Raw genomic sequence first — 17,029 nt, forward strand, 5'->3', positions numbered from 1 at the left:
GTTCAAGGGAACCTCACACAGCCATGGCGCGAACAGGATGTCGCGAATAGCATAGCGTCATCAGGAAAAACCTTGCTTGTCAATTGGCTAAGCCGCCTTGGCGAGACAAAATTTGCGACATGGGTCGCAAATGGGCAATTGCTGTGCGGCGGTGCTCTTGGAACATGCAGTCATGTTCCCCGGGAACATGACTGCATGTTCCGGGCTAGCAGCGCCAACTGTCCAAACGGCGGGCAAAATGCGCAAAGGGAAAACAAAACGCCGCCGTGGCTGGAGCCAGGCGGCGTTACAGTCTTAAAGCAGCGGCAGGGAGGCGCTGCCTGGAAAAAAATCAGGCGACGAAGCCGAGGCGCGCCGCAGCCATGGCGCCGGTCTGGCCGGGCATGGTGTTGGCAAGGCGCTGACGCTCGAGAGCGGTGGTCAGGTTCATTTCGCGGCGGGCGAAGAAGCGGGCAAAAAGCTTCATGATCATCTCCATTGGTTGCTCAGACGGGTCGCCTTCGCTTTATGGAGTGGGGCAGCTCGTTTGCTGACGCCCATATAGGCTTGTGTGAGCAGAAACTAAATCGCAAAAGCGAAGCGCTTGATATGAAATGCGACACCGAATGCGACAAATTTGGGCAACGTGCTCGAAAATTATGATTGTTTACAAGGCATTAATTCAAAATCAGAGCCGCTATGCGGCTTGCTCATATGCGCCATGCGTTGGCGGCATGGCTCCAAAACTCATTTGAATACAAACAAAGTGGAGAGGGCCTGGGGAAAATAGAGAAGGCCTGCCGGGCTGGGTGCGCGCGGCAGGCCTTCGGCATTTGGTACACACGGTTTACTTTGCTCCAGCCCACGATCCAACGCCGTTGCGAATGCCGGCCTTGGTGTCGGAAGCTTCGGGCCAGCCAATATCCTTCTGCAGTTCGATCGGCAGGGAGCGGATGGCGCGTTCGGTCTGGTAGCGGGCGCGGGCAGCGCTGAATTCAGTCGCGATGCGACCGAGGGACGACAGGATAGACATTTCATTCTCCTTTGGTGGCGGGCCGGAGACACTCCGACCCTTGATGGGGCCTTACACGAGGCGTGTTTCAACCCCATTTCATGCCGATTGCAGGTTTGTGACGTGGTCGTTTCGTGGCTGCTATTGGCAGCACCCTGCTTCGATGGAGTTGACTATCCTCCTGTTCTGATGTTCAATCAAACGAAATGGAATGATGCTTTGTATCAGAAAAATTGAAGGTCGGTTCCCATGAACGCCCCGCTCAATCATCCACTGCCGCTGCTCGATCTCGACGTTTTGCGCACTTTCGTGGCGATTGCCGAGACCGGCAGCTTCACCACCGCCGCCAATGCCGTGTTCCGCACGCCGTCGGCCGTCTCCATGCAGATCAAGAAGCTGGAGGACATTCTTGGCCGCTCGGTGTTTGCCCGCGACGCCCGCTCGGTGTCGCTGACCACGGATGGCGAGATGCTGCTCGGCTATGCCCGCCGGCTGCTGTCGATCAACCGCGAGGTGGTGTCGAAGTTCATCATTCCCGAGATTGTCGGCGTGGTCCGGCTCGGTTCTCCGGATGATTATGGCGAGCGCGTTCTGCCGCAGGTGCTGAAGCGCTTTGCGCAGTCGCACCCGTCGATCGCCGTCGACGTCACCATAGACCAGAGCAGCAATCTGCGCCGGCGCATGGACGACCGCGCGCTCGACATCACGCTTCTGACCAACTCCTACAAGACCAGCGCGCTCGGCGCCGAGGTGCTTTTGACCGAGCCGATCGTCTGGGCCGGCGCCAAGGGCGGTTGCGCGCATCTGCGCGAACCGTTGCCGGTGTCGCTGTGGGAGGAGGGCTGCGCCTGGCGGGCCGGCGCGCTCGATGCGCTGGGCCGTGAAGGCCGCAACTACCGCATCGCCTATATGAGCGCGCACACGGCCGGCCAGCGCGCCGCGATCATGTCCGACCTCGCGGTGGCGCCGCTGCCGAAGTCGTTTCTGGGCAACGACATGGTCGAACTGTGCCCGAAGGACGGCATGCCCGATATCGGCACCTATAATCTCGCCATGGTGGTGGCGCCGGACGCCAGCGCGCCGGTCAAGGCCGTCGCCGACCATATCCGCGCGACCTTCGAAGTGTTCCGGGAAACCGGCAAGTTCTGACGAGCCGGGATCAGACCGAAATCAGAAGCGCTACTCCGCCGCCTCGGCGGAGGGCGCTTCGAACCTTGTTCTCGTGTCCTGCCTGATCGGCGAGGGGCTCTCGTTGAGAAACGCCACGATGTGCTGGCGGGCGCGCCGCGATTCCGGCATGTCGAACAGTGGCCAGACGTGGAACATGCCTTGCTCATGGACGACGTCGATCTCGGCACCGGCGGCACGCGCTTTTTCCGCGAAGACCAGATTGTCGGGGGTCAGGAGATCACGCGAGCCCGTCAGAAGCAGTGTCTTGGGCAGCACGGAGAGATCACCGTAGACCGGGCTGATGTGCCAGTCGCTGCGGTCGATGCCGGCACTGTACATCCGGATCGCTTCGAGGCCGCCTGGAATCCCGAGCCAAGGGTCGTTACGCTCGGCCTCGAACAGCTTAGGGTTAGAAAGCGACATGTCGACGCCGGGCGAGATCAGCACGTGCCGTGACGGCAGGGGCAAGCCTGCTTCGGCAGCCATCATGGTCAGCACCACGGCCATATTGCCGCCGGCGGAATCGCCCATGAAGATGATGTCTTCCGCTTCCGTCTCGTCGAGCATCTGGCGATAGACGTCGCCGACCATGCCGAACATGGCGTGGAAATCGTGTTCCGGGGCGATGGGATAGATCGGCACGGTGATGCCGTAGCCCAGCCGGTCGGCCATGTCAGCGATCAGGTGCCAGTGATAGGGCGTGATCTCAAACACATAGGCGCCGCCATGCAAATAGAGGATCCGCTTGTACTCGCCGGCTCTTCGGGCGATTTCATAGACCGGAAAACCGTCGACGGTGCGGGTCTGGATGTCCAAGCGCTGCTGCAGCGAGGCCGGCGGATGGTGATCCTCGGTCTTGCGCGCGGCCGCGATCCAGCGCTGCAGGCTTTCCGGGCTGGAAAACGCCTTTTTGCGGCTGTACCTGAGCACGAAGGACACGACGTGGCTTTTGAAACTTGGCATGCGGATACACGAACTTCGGCAAGAGCCGACTAAGAGAAACCTCCACTATTTCCGAAGATCGTACCTTGGCCGAGAAAGTCAAGTTTTACGCAGTGTCCACACGGCGCTGTGATCCGCGCCCCTGACGTCAGCGGCGCGGCAGAAGTGCCGCGCGCAGCCGGTTGCTGGTTGGCGCCGGGGATGTGCGAGACCCCCGGCGGACGCCGAGCAATTTGCATTTGTCGGCGAAGGTCATCAGCGCGCCGTACCCAGAAGCAGCGAAGTGAGCGCGGCCTGCGGATCACTGGGCGGAGAAGCCGGCCAGCCAATATCCTTCTGGACATGCGCCGGCAGGCTGTTCAGCTCGCGGATCGCCTTGTTCCTGGCATGGGTCTGCCTGATGGTCGCACCGAAGCGGCCGAGATTTCCAAACATCGACATTTTCATCTCCCTTGGAGAACGGCCTCGACCGAGGATTATCTTCGGCCGCCGTTCGAAGCGGGGTAAATGCGCCTGCCATGTATCGGATGGATTTCGCGAAAACAGCGTTTCGGTTTCCGGATCGGTTCGATCCGGAAACATTTGCATGCAAATGAGTTTGAGATTTCGAGGCAACCTGTGAAGGTCGCCTCTATTCCCGGCTACGCCTTGCCGCGTGGCCTTCGCGCGAGCGGCGGCGTGGGGCGGCGTCGCCGGCGACACCGTCCTCGCTGACCGTCTTGCGCGGCGGCAGTTTCACCGCCGCCGACAGTTTCGGGAACGGGTCGACCTTGTTGGGCAGCGCCATGGCGTAGACGAAATGCTCCTGGAATTTCGGCTCCAGCGCGGTCTCGATCTTTTCGATCTGGCTGACCGTCTCCTCGATCTCGCGGCGATAGCCCCGATTGAGCAGCGCCATGCGTGCACCGGCACCGGCGGCGTTGCCGACGGCCGAGACCTTGTCGAGGTCGCAATCGGGGATCAGGCCCAGCACCATGGCGTATTTCGGATCGATGAAGGAACCGAAGGCGCCGGCGAAATGGATGCGGTCGACATGCTCGGTATTCTGCTTTTCCATCAAAAGCTTGGTGCCGGCATAAAGCGCTGCCTTGGCGAGCTGGATGGCGCGCACGTCGGTCTGGGTGATGGTGATCTTCGGTTCGCCTTCCTTCAGCACGTAGGAGAAGGTGCGGCCGTTGGCGACGACCCGTGGCGAGCGCGCGGCCAGTGAGCCATCGACGACGCCATCCTCGGAAATGATGCCGGCGAGATACATCTCCGCCACGATCTCGATGATGCCGGAGCCGCAGATGCCGGTGACGCCGGTCGCCTGCACGCTGTCGAGGAAGCCCGGTTCGTCGGACCACAGTTCGGAGCCGATGACGCGGTATTTTGGCTCCAGCGTTTCGGGATCGATGCGCACGCGCTCGATGGCGCCGGGCGCGGCGCGCTGGCCGCCGGAGATTTCGGCGCCTTCAAAGGCTGGTCCCGTTGGCGAGGAGGCAGCGACAACCCGCGTGCGGTTGCCGAGCACGATCTCGGCATTGGTGCCGACGTCGACGATCAGCATCATCTCGTCCTGGCGATGCGGGCCTTCCGACAGCGTGACTGCCGCCGCGTCGGCGCCCACATGGCCGGCGATGCAAGGCAGCATATAGAGCCGGGCGCCCTGGTTGAGCTTAAGGCCGATGTCGGAGGCCTTGATGCGCACGGCGCCCGAGACGGCGAGCGCGAAAGGGGCGCCGCCAAGCTCGGTCGGATCGATGCCGAGGAACAGATGGTGCATGATCGGATTGCCGACGAAGACGGAATCCAGGATGTCGTTGCGCTGGACATTGCCTTCCGCGCAGACCTTGTCGACGAGGCTGGAGATCGCCTCGCGCACGGCCACCGTCATGCCTTCGCGGCCATCAGGGTTCATCATAACGTAGGAGACGCGGCTCATCAGATCCTCGCCGAAGCGGATCTGCGGGTTCGAGGTGCCGGAGGAGGCGGCGACGCGGCCCGACAGCAGCGACACCAGATGCATGGCGATGGTGGTCGAGCCGATATCGCAGGCCAGCCCATAGGCCTCGTTCTTGAGGCCTGGCCACAAAGCGATGACGCGTGCGATATCGCTGTCGGCATCCTTGTGGATGGCGGCGGTGGCGGTCCAGTTGCCCTTGCGCAGGATGCCCTGCACCTGCGGCAGCAGGTAGAAGTCGAATTCGAGGTTCTTGAAGCCCCAGTCCTTCATCAGCGCGATCTTCAGCCGGTCGAGATCGCCAAGCGGCTTGTGCATGTCGGGCTCTTCGATCTCGACATAGCACATGCGGATCGCCGTATCGCGGGCGATCACCCTGGTGTCGGCATCCTTGCGGATGGTCTGCGCATTGATGACGGTATCCTGCGGCACGTCGATGACGAGGTCGCCAAGGATCTGCGCCGAGCAGGAGAGGCGGCGCCGTTCAGGCAGGCCGCGCACGCGTTCGTAGCGATCTTCCTTGGGGCCCTTGGGCGAAATGTGGTCGTTGGAGGATACGATCTTGTGCTTGGCGAAATTGCCTTCCTGCACCTCGATCTGACAGCGCCCGCAGGTGGCACGGCCGCCGCACACGCTCTCGACATAGACGCCTAGCTGGCGCGCGGCATCCAGCACCGGCGTGCCTACAGGAAACCGCCCGCGCTTGCCTGACGGCATGAACAGCACGAGCGGATCGGTGATGTTGGCAGGTGAATTCACGATTGCGCGCTTATCCCCGACCCATCCGGGCTTCACGGCCGCCGCGACGGCGACCGCCGGCAGCACCGTCGCCTGGTGCATTGACCTGCGTCGGTGCCGCAACTGCCTGGCCGCCTTCGGCTGGCTTGTAGTCCTTGTAGGTACGGATCCAGTTGGTGCAGTTCTCGTCGGTGCCGTTGAGCACATTGGCGCCGCGCACGGCTTCCATTTCCTGCGGACGCACCGGGTTCATGATCGCCGAGGTCATGCCGGCGCCGATGACCATCGGGATGAAGGCGGCATTGATGCCATGGCGGTGCGGCAGGCCGAAGGAGATGTTGGACAGGCCGCAAGTGGTGTTGACCTTGAGTTCTTCGCGCAGGCGCCGCAGCAGCGCGAACACCTGGCGGCCGGCATCGCCAAGCGCACCGATCGGCATGACCAGCGGGTCGACGACGACGTCATGCGCCGGAATGCCGAAATCGGCGCAACGTTGTACGATCTTCTTGGCGACGGCAAAGCGCACGTCCGGATCCATCGAAATGCCGGTCTCGTCGTTGGAGATGGCGACGACCGGTACGTTGTATTTCTTGACCAGCGGCAGGATGGCTTCGAGCTTTTCCTCCTCGCCGGTGACGGAGTTGACCAGCGGGCGACCCTTGGCGACCTTCAACGCCGCTTCGATTGCGGCGGTGACCGAGCTGTCGATGGACAGCGGCAGGTCGACCAGCCCCTGCACGATCTCCAGCGTCTGCACGAGAAGGCCGGGCTCGGTCTCGTTCGGGTTGACCGAGGTGACGCCGGCGTTGACGTCGAGCATGGTGGCGCCGCAGGCGGCCTGTTCCAGCGCGTCCCTGATCACGGTTTCGAAATTACCCGCGATCATCTCGGCGGCGAGCTTCTTGCGGCCGGTCGGGTTGATGCGCTCGCCGATGACGCAGAAGGGCTGGTCGAAGCCGATGATGATCTCTCGTGTCGCCGAGGCGACGATGGTCCGGGTCATGAAGTCTCTCCGCCTTGATATAAAGTGCTTCTTTATATCGTCTCTGGTTTCGTTCCAGGGTCTGGTGATGGGCCGCGCTTAGTGCGCGGTCTTTACCATGTCCACCTGTGTTTCGGTAATCTCGTCGTGCAGTATGTGGTCGAGCCGGTCGGCAACCATCTGGTCGTCGCGACGGATTTCGCGCTTCCAGGGCTGGCGGCCCTTCAGCACGCCCGATTCATCGACGATCTCGGCGACATATTCCTCCTGGCGGTAGGCCATCACATGGATGCCCGAGATGCCGGGGATTTCCTTGACCTCGTTGATGATGTCGATGCAGAGCTGCTTGCCTTCCTTCTTCTGGTCCTGCGCGCCCTCAAGCCGTTTGATGATAGCGTCCGGGATGTGGATACCCGGCACGTTGTTGCGGATCCACTTGGCCGTCTTGGCCGAGGCGAGCGGGCCGACGCCGCACAGGACGAACACTTTTTCGGTGTGACCAAGATCGCGCGCCTTCTGCATGAAGGTCCTGAACATCGGCACGTCGAAACAATACTGGGTCTGCACGAACTGCGCGCCGGCGGCGATCTTCTTGCCGAGATGGATCGGGCGGAAATCGAAGGGCGGCGCGAACGGATTGACGGCGGCGCCCAGGAAGACCTGCGGCGGCGTCGTCAGCTTGCGGCCGGACAGGAACTTGCCGTTGTCGCGCATGATGCGGACGGTTTCGAGCAGCGACATGGAATCAAGGTCGAACACCGGCTTGGCACCGGGCTGGTCGCCGGCCTGCACGCCGTCGCCGGTGAGGCACAGCATGTTGGCGACACCCATTGCGGCACCGCCCAGCACGTCGCCCTGGATGGCGATGCGGTTCTTGTCGCGGCAGGCGATCTGCATGATTGGGGCATAGCCCATGCGGGTAAGCAGCGCACAGATGCCGACCGACGACATGTGGCAGTTGGCGCCGGAGGCATCGACCGCATTGATGGCGTCGACCCAGCCATCGAAGATCTTCGCCCTGTTGTAGACGTCCTCCGGGTCGGCGCTGTCTGGGGGATTGAGCTCGGTCGTCACCGCGAATTCACCGCGCCGCAGCACACGCTCCAGCCGGCCGCGGGAAGAGTGGCCGGGCAGGGGATCGAGCGGCAGATCAATGCCGGCTGGGTTCTCGTCGCGCTGACGGCCGATCATGCGGCGGCTCCGGTCTTTGGCGCGGCCGCGGCTTCGCGGGCTGCCGCCGCTTGCGCGGTGACCCGCAGCCAGGCGGAGGTTTCGCGCAGCGACTGATCGACCGGCTTCTGCACGGTGAGGATCTTGTCTGAGTTGACCATGTTCTGCGAACCTTCCCAGGCCTTGACCCAGACGCAGGGCATATCGGGCTCGACCTCGCAATTGCCGTTGGCGCGCACGCCGCCGCAGGGGCCGTTGCGCAACTGCTTGGGGCAGTTCATCGGGCACGACATGCCGGTCGAGGACAGGATGCACTGGCCGCACATGCGGCAGTCGAACATGAAGCCCTTTACGCGTTTTTCGACGAACTTGATCGGGGCCTCGACGCGCCCGTAGCCCAGGCCTTTCCACAAGGGATGCAGCAGCAGGAAGGTGTCGGCAAAACGTGCATAAAACCATTCGAGCAGGCGCGAATGGCGGATCGACCACAGCCTGATCGCAAACGAGCGCTGCACGCGCCGCTGCGGCGATACATCGGCCGGCTTGTAGTCAGACTTCGGCGCTGCTTTCTTGACCTGGGTGGCCTGGGTAACTGACGGCCCATCTTGCTTAGCAGGAGTGGCTTCAGACATTTTCTTTTCCGCCCGCCTTGACCAGAGCGACCAGCCGCTCGCGGTCATATTTCGTGTCGAGGTCCTGAAAGGCTTTTTCGACTTCGGCTTCGAGATCGTCGCTGACAGGAATGGGATCGGCCTTGCGCCATTCGGCCAGATAGTCGTCGGTGCCGCCGGCGCCGGTGCGCATGGCGCACATGTCGATGGCCTCGGTGAAGCGCAACGGCAGTTCGCGCTTGGCGTTCTGCCGGCCCTTCTTGACGATGACCTGGGCAGGGATGTCGCGCCAGTAGACGACGATAAGATCGGCCATGAATTCTCGCTCCTCGAACTATCGAGCATTGCCGCATGCGCCGAGGGGCCGCTTGTTATGGGACGACGCGCGCGCATTCAAAAGCGACGCATTTCAATGTCGTAAAATGAAAGGTGCGTTTATTCGTTTGCGGCGTGTGCCGGCGGCAGGGTCGGCGTGCCGAAAGAGCCGTCGTGCCTTACGCGGTTCGGGACTGAAAAAACCTACCAGATTCCGGTTCTGAGGCCGGTCCAGACATAGAACCAGATCGTCGGATGATACCACAGTTTCGAAGGCAGGCCGGGATCGATCGTCGTCAGTTTTCCTGCCAGTGCATCGCGGACGGCCTCGACACAGATGTCGCGCGAGAACGCCGTCTGGCGTAGCGCGTGACTTGAGATGGTGTCGCCTCTTTTCGATCTGCCGCGCGCCTGCTTCAGCACGCCGCCGGTGTCGACGCCGGCGTCGACGAGGTGGACAGTCGTGCCGAAATTCTGCGCATCGCCCGATACCAGAGCCCAATAGCCGCCATTCATACCGCGATATTTCGGCGTGATACCCGCATGGTAGTTGAGCACCGGGCAAGGCATTTTGCTCAGCATCTCAGCCGAGATCAGTCGGCAACCGTTGAGCAGCACAACGCCTGGCTGGATCTTCTGGATGGCCTGCAGGCATTCAAGCCCATTGGCCGAGGCCACTTGGATGATCTGCTGGCCCGGTCGCGGCTCGACCTCCAGCTTCTCCTCTGCAATCAACCGCTCGGCATGGCCTGCCAGGAACCGCTTGCCCAACCTGCTCAGCACCATCGTGCCCAACTGGCCCATGGCCGAGATCCAGCCTTGGCGGCGAGCCCGACCACGCAGCAATTGCTTTTTGGATTCAGGGGTTTCGAGGACGACGCTGACAGGACCAACGCGATCGGCGATTGCGTTGATCATAGCCCAGACATGCTGGCCGCCGCCGGTCACGACGACGATCGGCGCGCTGGTTGCAACCGGTGAAGACATAGCCTGTTTCCCTGCCTTGTACGCGGTCGCCTGCCGCATGCTGCTGGCCGGAATTTGTGCCGGAATGGGGTTAAATCTTGATGACCACGCTCAGCGCTTGAATTCGATGATGTCGAGCTTCGATTCGTAGTAGGGGGCGGGAAGTTCGATACGCCATTCCTTGGCGCCGGTGCGGAAGGCATAGCCGACCTGGTCGGACTGCGGGCCGCTGCCATAGGGTTTTGCCCGATCGTTGTTGACGGAGCCGGAGCCGAGATAGATCGCGCGCTTCTCGCTGTCGTCGAAAAAGCGGCCCTGGGTTCGCTGCGAGCCGCTGATCTTTTCCAACCGCCAGCCGGAACCATCGTCGGTCACCTTGCACTTGAACCAGCCATAGATGACGAGCGGGCTCAAGCCGCCTGCCTTGATGGTGCGGCACTGCCAGTTGCCGGTCAGGTCCTTGTTTGAGAACGAAACCAGCGGCTTCGCCAGCAAGGCATCGAGCTGTTTGACCTCGGCCGGGTCGCCCGCCTTCGCCTCGGCAAGCGCTGCCTTGCGCGTCTCGCCATATTTGTCGAGGCGGACCTTGTCAGCAGGCGTGATCAGCTTCTGCACCGCGCCGTCGGCAATGGCGGGTAGGGTGCAGCAGAGCAGGCCGATGACGGCGAAAAGGGGACGAAGCATCATCTGGAACTCCCTGAGTCAAAAAAATGGCAGTCGATATCCGGAGCGGCGGCGCTGTTGGCTGGCGGCGCTCAGGGCGGAGAATGGGCTAGCCTAGCGCAACTGCGCTCAGGCGACCTGCGCCGCTTGCGCCATCCCGGCCATCAGGTCGCCGTAGCCGGTCGGGCGCCGCTCATAGGCGAGACCGAGCAGGCTTGCTGCCTTTTCCGCGACCTTGTCGAGCTCCGGATCGTCGGTCTGGGCGAGATAGACCAGCTTCTCGTAATTGCCGAAATAGTCCTTGATCAGCTCCGGGTGCTTGTCGAGGCCGAGCGGCTTCATGAAGAAGGCGTCGAACTGACGGCACAGGAAGTCCGTCATGTAGAAGGACATCATGTCGTCATCGGCGATTTTCGCGTAGGCCTCCATGCCTTGATAGAAGGCGAAGCAATGCGGTCCGGCCATGCGCTCGACGCCATGCTTCTCCAGGACGCGGTCGAGCAGGCCACCGGTGCCGCAATCGGCATAGCCGACAAAGATGTGCTCGTAACCCTCCGCCTTGGCCTTCTCGATCGCCTTGTCCATGGCGGGCGCGATACGGTCGGGGTAGAAATGAAACTCCGCCGGCAGGCAGGTCAATTCGAGGTGACTGAGGCCGAGCCGTTCCTTGACGGCCAAGACCTCGCGCGCAATCATCCCGCAGGCGATGACGAGCAGCCTGTCGCCTTGATTCGGTTTCGTTTTCTGTGTCTTGGCCATGGAACCAGTCAAAGCCGGCTTTCGTTGCTGTGGGGCTAATTTATCTATTGGGGGAGATACCGTCCATGAAACTGCTACGCATCGCACCGATTGCCATTCTTGCCTGTGCCCTGGCCCTTTCCGCTTGCGCGAACACCGTCCGCGGCGTCGGCAAGGACGTCAAATCGACGGCAAGAGCGGTCAAGGACACTGTCGCCAACTGATCGGCAACCTCGTCTATCATCTGGGAACAAAAAAGCCGCGCTGCAAGGCGCGGCTTTTCTTGTCTGTCCATCCTGATGCCTTGGGTCAGGCCGAAGCGCGGACGTTGTGCTTGCGCTTCATGAAGTCCTTGGCGGTCTCGACCGCCACTGCGGCATCGCGGCAATAGGCGTCGGCGCCGACGGCCTTGCCGAATTCCTCGTTGAGCGGCGCGCCGCCAACCAACACGACATAGTCGTCGCGAATGCCCTTTTCCTTCATCGTGTCGATGACGACTTTCATGTAGGGCATGGTCGTGGTCAAAAGCGCCGACATGCCGATGATGTCGGGCTGGTGCTTTTCGATCGCATCGAGATACTTCTCGACCGCATTGTTGATGCCGAGATCGATGACGTCGAAGCCGGCGCCTTCCATCATCATGCCGACGAGGTTCTTGCCGATGTCATGGATGTCGCCCTTGACGGTGCCGATCACCATCTTGCCCTGCTTCGGTGCGCCGGTGGCGGCGAGCAGCGGACGCAGGATGAACATGCCGGCCTTCATGGCGTTGGCCGACAACAGCACTTCGGGGACGAACAGGATGCCGTCGCGAAAATCCTCGCCGACGATGCGCATGCCTTCGACCAGCGCCTCGGTCAGCACCTTGTAGGGCACCCAGCCGCGCTCCAGCAGGATGTTGGTGCCTTCCTCGATCTCTTCCTTCAGCCCGTCATAGAGATCGTCGTGCATCTGCTGCACCAACTCGTCGTCGGAAAGTTCAGAAAGGATGATCTCGTCGTCGGACATTTTAATCCAGCTCCTCACGGCATCGCGACTGCGTCGCAAGGCACAAAATATTAGCGTTCATACCTAACCCGCAACGGGCGGGTATCCATAGCTGATTTGCGACTTCCCGCAAAAGGAAAGCGACTGGAAAATCTATTGGTTTTCTTGTCGATTTTGCGACAGGCGTTGGCGCGGACGGGCCGTTTCGAATAGGGTGCATGGCTACGATCCGGCGAAAGCCGCGCCATGCGGCCGCAACGGTTACGGACCAGCCATCGTCAGGCCAGGCCATATTCAGGGAAGAGCGATCATGAGCGAACACGCGGCAGTCGACCAGGAAGCGTCAAACGCACGGCGTGGACGCGCTGCCAGCGGCGGCGCGGCGGCAAGGCGCGCGGCGCGTTCGGGCGGTGGCCCTGGCACGCAGCTCACCTACATCAAGCGCAAGATCAACGTCTATGAGGTGCTCGACGAGGAAGGCCTGGCGCTGATCGAGAAGAACACCGACACGGTGCTCGAAGAGATCGGCATCATCTTCCGCGACGACGCCGAAGCGCTGCAGCTGTGGAAAGAGGCCGGCGCCGACGTCAAGGGCGAGCGCGTGCATTTCCCGAAAGGGCTTTGCCGTTCGCTGCTCAAGACCGCGCCGTCCGTCTACACCCAGCATGCTCGCAATTCGGAACGCTCGGTGCAGATTGGCGGCAACGCCACTGTCTTCGCGCCGGTTTACGGCCCGCCCTTCGTGCGCGACCTGGACGGTGTCAGGCGCTATGCGACGATCGAGGATTTCCAGAATTTCGTGAAGCTCGCCTATATGGCGCCGTCGATCCACCATTCGGGTGGCACGGTCTGCGAGCCGGTCGATGTGCCGGTCAACAAGCGCCATCTCGACATGATCTACAGCCACATCAAATATTCCGACAAGCCGTTCATGGGCTCGGTCACCGCGCCGGAGCGGGCTGAAGATACGGTGGCGATGGCCAAGATCGTGTTCGGCGACGATTTCGTCGAAAACAACACCGTGCTGACCAGCCTGATCAATGCCAACTCGCCGATGGTGTTCGACGAGACCATGCTTGGCGCGCTGAAAGTCTACTCGCGCCACAACCAGGCCTGCATCGTCACGCCGTTCATCCTCGCCGGCGCGATGAGCCCGGTGACGGTCGCCGGCACGCTGACGCAGGTCCTGGCCGAAGTGCTGGCCGGCGCCTCGTTCACACAGCTCATCCGGCCGGGCGCGCCGGTGCTGTTCGGCACCTTCGCCTCGTCAATCTCGATGCAGTCGGGTGCACCGACCTTCGGCACGCCGGAGCCGTCGCTGGTGTCCTATGGCGCGGCCCAGCTCGCACGCCGTCTCGGCCTGCCGTTCCGCACCGGTGGTTCGCTCTGCGCATCCAAGGTTCCGGACGCACAGGCGGCCTACGAAAGCGCCAACACGCTGAACTCGACGATCCTTGCCGGCACCAATTTCGTGCTGCATTCGGCCGGCTGGCTCGAGGGCGGGCTGGCGTCCTGCTATGAAAAATTCATGATGGACATCGACCAGCTCGGCATGACGCAGAAATTCTCCGAAGGCGTCGACCTTTCGGAGAACGGCCAGGCGATGGATGCCATCCGCCAGGTCGGGCCGGGCAGCCACTATCTCGGCTGCGACCACACCCAGGCCAATTTCCAGACCGCCTTCTACCGTTCCAACATCGCCGACAACAATTCCTACGAACAGTGGCTGGCCGAGGGCGAGAAGACCGCGCCGCAGCGCGCCAACGAACTCGCCCGCCGCTGGCTGGAAAGCTATGAGGCGCCGTATCTCGACCCGAGCATCGACGAAGCGCTGAAGGAGTTCATCGCCAAGAAGAAGGGGTCGATGCCCGACGCCTTCACTTGAAAGGAGCCCGAGTCAGGCGGGGCTAAAGTCGCCAACATCATCCACAAGGAAGTCTGGCGGAGTGCTTTCTCCGATCCGGACAAGAACGGATGATTGCGCGCGGCATGATCGAAGAGATCACGGCCGCGTTTGGCGCCAACAGCCTCATCCTGCGCGGTGGTTTTGTTTTTCCCTGCAACGAACTTGTTCCTCATGGCGCCTCGGGCGCGCCGGCAAGGTCCGTGCTGCTGGTGGGGCAGGCGGGGGCGGCACCCTGGCTGCATTTCCTGCGCTGGCGGGAGCAACAGTCACAGACAATCGCCAATCCGCTTGACAGCTGGTCGCGGCAGGTCATCGGCGATGTGGCGGAAAAGTTCGGCGCGCGCGCGGTTTCGCCGTCGGACAAGCCGTATCTGCCGTTCCAGCAATGGGCGATGCGGGCGGAGGGGTTAAAACCGTCGCCGCTTGGCATTCTCATGCATCCGCAATACGGGCTTTGGCATGCCTATCGCGGTGCGCTGCTGTTCGAGGACGAGATCGCGTTTCCGGAGCAGGGCGAGGCAATCCATCTTTGCGATGCCTGCGTCGAGAAACCCTGCGTGAAATCCTGTCCGGTCGACGCCTATTCCGTGGAAGGGTTTGCCTATCAGGCCTGCCTGGCGCATGTGCGGGGAGTTGGCGAGCCGTGCCGCAGCGGCGGCTGCCTTGACCGCAATGCCTGTCCCTATGGCACGGAATATCGCTATCCGCCGGAGGTTCAGGCCTTCCACATGGCAAGTTTTTCACGGGCCGCCAACTGATCAACGCCACGCTTGGGAAGCTTCCATCTCGATCAGTAGCTTGACGGAAGCCAGAAGCGGGCCTATTCATCAAGTCATCTGATGACTTGATGAATAGGCCGATGCAACCTGCTATCCGAACCAATCTCACCGACAGCGCGACCGGGAGCCTGCGTGCTGAAATCGTTGGCGGCCGCTGGGGCGTCGGCGAGCGTATTCCGAATGAAGCGGCCCTCAGCGACCTCTTGTCGGTCAGCCGCGGCACGGTGCGCGAGGCGGTGAGGGTGCTCGTCTCGCAAGGCTTGCTGGATACGCGGCAAGGCTCGGGCACCTATGTGCGCTCGACCGTCGATTCGTCAGCAGCGCTCGACCGCGTCAAGCGCACCGGCTTGCGCGACCAATGGGAGGCGCGGGCAGCGCTCGACCTGGAGGCCGCACGGCTTGCCGCGTTGCGTCACACGCCCGCCGATCTCGACCGGATGCGCCGGCTGCTGGCCGAGCGCGGTACCGTCGCCGACGGCGGCAGCGAAGCCTTCATCCGGCGTGATCTGGCTTTCCACAAATCGGTCGTCGCGGCGTCCGGCAACAGAGCGATGATGGAGCTCTACGACTTCTTCACTGCCGCCATCAGCGAAACCATCCATGCCACCATCGACGGCGAATTGCCTGAACCGGACCGGCAGGCACACACGGCCATTGTCGACGCCATCGCCGCGAACGATCCGGACCATGCGGTTGCCGCCGCCCGCGCTTTCATGGCGCCGGTGCTTGCCCAGCTTGAGAGACTGCTTTCCCAATGAACCAGACATTTCGTCAACCTGGCCTGACGGCGCAATCCGCGGCCGTCGAGGGGCTGGACCTCATCGATGCCGAAGCTGATAGCCTGCCGAAGCCGCAGCCGCCCGAACTGCGCAGCCGAGCCGCGCGCATCGTGCTTGGCGCCAGCCTTGTGCTGATCGCCTTCAATTTGCGGCCGCTGTTTTCCAGCCTCTCGGTGCTGTTGCCCGAGGTGATGCAGGCGACCGGTCTCTCAACGACTGGCGCCAGTCTGCTGACCACGCTGCCGGTTCTGTGCCTCGGCCTGTTCGCCCCCTTTGCGCCAAAACTTGCCCAGCGCTACGGGGCCGAACGCACCTTGCTCGGTGCGCTTGTGCTGCTGGCGCTGGGAACCGGGCTGCGCTGGTTCGGTTCGGTGCCGCTGCTGTTTGTCGCGACCTTCCTTGCTGGCGGCGCCATTGCCATCGGCAACGTGCTTTTGCCGGGCCTGGTCAAGCGCGATTTTGCCGGCAGCACCGCCGTCATGACCGGGCTTTACACCATGGCTCTGTGCGCCGGCTCGGCCGCTGCCGCCGGTCTTACGCTGCCGATCGAACATTTTGTCACGGGCTCATGGTCAGGCGCGCTGGCTGCATGGGCCGTGCCGACATTGCTCGTGCTGCTGATCTGGATCCCGCAGGCGCTCAGCAGCCGGCGGCAGGTCAGCCATCGCGGCTTTCGCGTCGTCGGCCTCTGGCGCGATCGCCTGGCCTGGCAGGTGACGCTGTTCATGGGGCTGCAGTCGGCACTTGCCTATTGCATCTTCGGTTGGCTGGCGCCGATCCTGCGCGAGCGCGGCTTCGACGCTGCCACCGCCGGCGCCATCGCTTCGGTGTCTGTCATGGCGCAGGTCGTCACTTGCCTTGCCGTGCCCTCCATCGCGGTGCGGCTCAAGGACCAGCGTGGTATCAACGTGGCGCTCGTCGGCATCGCGGTTGTTGCGCTGCTCGGCATCCTGTTCGCACCAACCTCGACCGTGCTGTTCTGGGCGGTTCTGCAAGGCATCGGGCAGGGCGGCCTGATCGCCGCCGCCATGACCCTGATCGTGCTGCGCTCTCCGGATTCGCATGTCGCGGCGCATCTTTCGGGCATGGCGCAAGGTGTCGGCTATGTTCTTGCCGCAACCGGCCCGCTGCTGGTCGGCCTGATCCGCGGCTGGACCGGCAGTTTCTCGGAATCGGCCTTCCTGTTTGTCGCGCTCGGACTGGGGGCGGCCATCATGGGGTTTGGCGCCGGGCGTGCGCTGCATGTCGGCGCCAGGACCGTGCGCGTCGACGGCCAAGATTGATCCGCACGCCTCACGCTAGCCTGCACGAAATGTTGACCCCCACGTTCAGGCAATGTCTTGCCGTTGT

At 62.5% G+C, this 17,029-nt stretch carries 19 protein-coding genes; 6 read left to right on the forward strand and 13 right to left on the reverse strand.

Annotated elements, in window-relative coordinates:
* Positions 1-331: 331 nt before the first annotated feature.
* Together HGP13_RS38575 and HGP13_RS18240 are read right to left on the reverse strand one after the other, a co-directional pair.
* Positions 332-466 (reverse strand): hypothetical protein, encoded by a 135-nt coding sequence (locus tag HGP13_RS38575; RefSeq protein ID WP_281410967.1) that lies wholly within the window; start codon positions 464-466, stop codon positions 332-334.
* 360 nt (positions 467-826) lie between these two features.
* Complete coding sequence (locus HGP13_RS18240; protein WP_172227904.1) at positions 827-1,012, reverse strand: hypothetical protein; 186 nt, start codon at positions 1,010-1,012, stop codon at positions 827-829.
* A 228-nt stretch (positions 1,013-1,240) separates the two neighbouring features.
* On the opposite strand from HGP13_RS18240, the gene HGP13_RS18245 reads away from it, so the two are divergent.
* Complete coding sequence (locus HGP13_RS18245; protein ID WP_172227905.1) at positions 1,241-2,140, forward strand: LysR substrate-binding domain-containing protein; 900 nt, start codon at positions 1,241-1,243, stop codon at positions 2,138-2,140.
* A 30-nt stretch (positions 2,141-2,170) separates the two neighbouring features.
* On the opposite strand, the gene HGP13_RS18250 is transcribed toward HGP13_RS18245, so the two are convergent.
* The 10 genes from HGP13_RS18250 to HGP13_RS18295 all read right to left on the reverse strand — a co-directional run bounded on the left by HGP13_RS18250 (position 2,171) and on the right by HGP13_RS18295 (position 11,249).
* Complete coding sequence (locus HGP13_RS18250) at positions 2,171-3,124, reverse strand: alpha/beta hydrolase (RefSeq protein WP_172227906.1); 954 nt, start codon at positions 3,122-3,124, stop codon at positions 2,171-2,173.
* Positions 3,125-3,358: 234 nt separating this feature from the next.
* Complete coding sequence (locus HGP13_RS37945) at positions 3,359-3,544, reverse strand: hypothetical protein (protein ID WP_246707049.1); 186 nt, start codon at positions 3,542-3,544, stop codon at positions 3,359-3,361.
* A 190-nt stretch (positions 3,545-3,734) separates the two neighbouring features.
* A complete protein-coding gene (locus HGP13_RS18260) occupies positions 3,735-5,804 on the reverse strand; it encodes an ASKHA domain-containing protein (protein WP_172227908.1) in 2,070 nt (689 codons plus the stop codon).
* 10 nt (positions 5,805-5,814) lie between these two features.
* A complete protein-coding gene (locus tag HGP13_RS18265; protein ID WP_027029477.1) occupies positions 5,815-6,786 on the reverse strand; it encodes a methyltetrahydrofolate cobalamin methyltransferase in 972 nt (323 codons plus the stop codon).
* A gap of 78 nt (positions 6,787-6,864) precedes the next feature.
* Positions 6,865-7,956 carry a methylenetetrahydrofolate reductase gene (locus HGP13_RS18270; protein WP_172227910.1) on the reverse strand — a complete coding sequence of 364 codons (1,092 nt, stop codon included), beginning with the start codon at positions 7,954-7,956 and terminating at the stop codon, positions 6,865-6,867.
* Positions 7,953-8,567 carry a methylenetetrahydrofolate reductase C-terminal domain-containing protein gene (locus HGP13_RS18275; RefSeq protein WP_172227912.1) on the reverse strand — a complete coding sequence of 205 codons (615 nt, stop codon included), beginning with the start codon at positions 8,565-8,567 and terminating at the stop codon, positions 7,953-7,955. The genes HGP13_RS18270 and HGP13_RS18275 overlap by 4 nt, the downstream gene beginning before the upstream one ends.
* Positions 8,560-8,862, reverse strand: a complete 303-nt coding sequence (locus HGP13_RS18280; RefSeq protein ID WP_172227914.1) for a virulence factor — start codon at positions 8,860-8,862, stop codon at positions 8,560-8,562. Before HGP13_RS18280 ends, HGP13_RS18275 begins: the two co-directional genes overlap by 8 nt.
* 203 nt (positions 8,863-9,065) lie before the next feature.
* A complete protein-coding gene (locus HGP13_RS18285; RefSeq protein ID WP_172227916.1) occupies positions 9,066-9,848 on the reverse strand; it encodes a formyl transferase in 783 nt (260 codons plus the stop codon).
* Positions 9,849-9,938: 90 nt separating this feature from the next.
* Positions 9,939-10,514: a DUF4893 domain-containing protein gene (locus HGP13_RS18290; protein ID WP_172227918.1), complete on the reverse strand. Its 576-nt coding sequence runs from the start codon at positions 10,512-10,514 to the stop codon at positions 9,939-9,941.
* 105 nt (positions 10,515-10,619) lie between these two features.
* On the reverse strand, positions 10,620-11,249 hold the full coding sequence (locus tag HGP13_RS18295) for a DUF1638 domain-containing protein (protein ID WP_172227920.1): 630 nt from the start codon (positions 11,247-11,249) through the stop codon (positions 10,620-10,622).
* Between the two features lie 65 nt (positions 11,250-11,314).
* Here HGP13_RS18295 and HGP13_RS18300 point away from each other — a divergent pair, with 65 nt between their 5' ends.
* Complete coding sequence (locus HGP13_RS18300; RefSeq protein ID WP_172227922.1) at positions 11,315-11,452, forward strand: EncA/B family entericidin; 138 nt, start codon at positions 11,315-11,317, stop codon at positions 11,450-11,452.
* 85 nt (positions 11,453-11,537) lie between these two features.
* Here the strand turns inward: HGP13_RS18300 and HGP13_RS18305 are convergent, their stop codons facing one another.
* Complete coding sequence (locus HGP13_RS18305; protein ID WP_172227924.1) at positions 11,538-12,236, reverse strand: B12-binding domain-containing protein; 699 nt, start codon at positions 12,234-12,236, stop codon at positions 11,538-11,540.
* Between the two features lie 289 nt (positions 12,237-12,525).
* Here HGP13_RS18305 and HGP13_RS18310 point away from each other — a divergent pair, with 289 nt between their 5' ends.
* From HGP13_RS18310 to HGP13_RS18325, 4 genes are all read left to right on the forward strand, one after another.
* Complete coding sequence (locus tag HGP13_RS18310) at positions 12,526-14,100, forward strand: trimethylamine methyltransferase family protein (protein WP_172227925.1); 1,575 nt, start codon at positions 12,526-12,528, stop codon at positions 14,098-14,100.
* Between the two features lie 89 nt (positions 14,101-14,189).
* Entirely contained in the window at positions 14,190-14,879 is a 690-nt protein-coding gene (locus tag HGP13_RS18315) for a hypothetical protein (protein ID WP_172227926.1), read from the forward strand.
* Positions 14,880-14,980: 101 nt separating this feature from the next.
* A complete protein-coding gene (locus HGP13_RS18320) occupies positions 14,981-15,658 on the forward strand; it encodes a FadR/GntR family transcriptional regulator (protein ID WP_172227927.1) in 678 nt (225 codons plus the stop codon).
* Positions 15,655-16,962: an MFS transporter gene (locus tag HGP13_RS18325; protein WP_172227928.1), complete on the forward strand. Its 1,308-nt coding sequence runs from the start codon at positions 15,655-15,657 to the stop codon at positions 16,960-16,962. The genes HGP13_RS18320 and HGP13_RS18325 overlap by 4 nt, the downstream gene beginning before the upstream one ends.
* The last annotated feature ends 67 nt before the right edge of the window (positions 16,963-17,029 follow it).

Source organism: Mesorhizobium sp. NZP2077 (genome assembly GCF_013170805.1).
Classification (GTDB): Bacteria; Pseudomonadota; Alphaproteobacteria; order Rhizobiales; family Rhizobiaceae; genus Mesorhizobium.